The sequence below is a fragment of the Vibrio sp. 1401 genome, assembly GCF_033340295.1.
Genome location: NZ_JAWOWF010000807.1, coordinates 1 through 525, shown reverse-complemented (window position 1 = coordinate 525; position 525 = coordinate 1). Strand labels below are relative to the sequence as shown.

The following is a 525-nucleotide window of genomic DNA, read 5'->3' as shown; positions in this document are numbered from 1 at the left end:
AACTCTTCAGTGGTGTGCACTTTAGCCATACCCGTAGATAGATTCACGGTTGTCAGACCTTTCTTGTTGAAGTTGTTCGCATCGCTGCCGCCGCCAGTGCCTTTCGTGAACGCTTCGATACCCATATCTGCAAACGCCGCTTTGATTGCGGTTACGTGCGCGTTGTCTTCTTCGATAACAAAGGCGTCGTACGCGCGGCTAGATTCGATTTCGACTTCTGCGCCATGTTTTTCACATACCGACTCAAATGTTGAAATCATGTGGTTGACTTGGGCTTCTAGCTTCTCTCCATTTAGAGAGCGAGCTTCAGCCACGATTTTAAGCTCTGGCATCACAATGTTGGTTGCCTGACCACCGTTGACCATGCCGATGTTCGCTGTGGTTTCTTCGTCGATGCGAAGCAGTTTCATTTGGTTGATTGCGTCTGCCGCAACCATGATCGCGCTGATGCCTTCTTCCGGCGCAAGACCTGCATGTGCAGGGCGGCCTTTGATGGTTGCGACGATCTTTTGTTGGCCCGGAGCA

The 525-nt window shown here is 51.2% G+C and carries 1 protein-coding gene; it reads right to left on the bottom strand.

Annotated elements, in window-relative coordinates; translation table 11 throughout:
* Window positions 1-525, bottom strand: a 525-nt coding sequence (locus R7Z77_RS28285) for a peptidase dimerization domain-containing protein (protein WP_318137428.1), incomplete at both ends; no start/stop codon positions are given.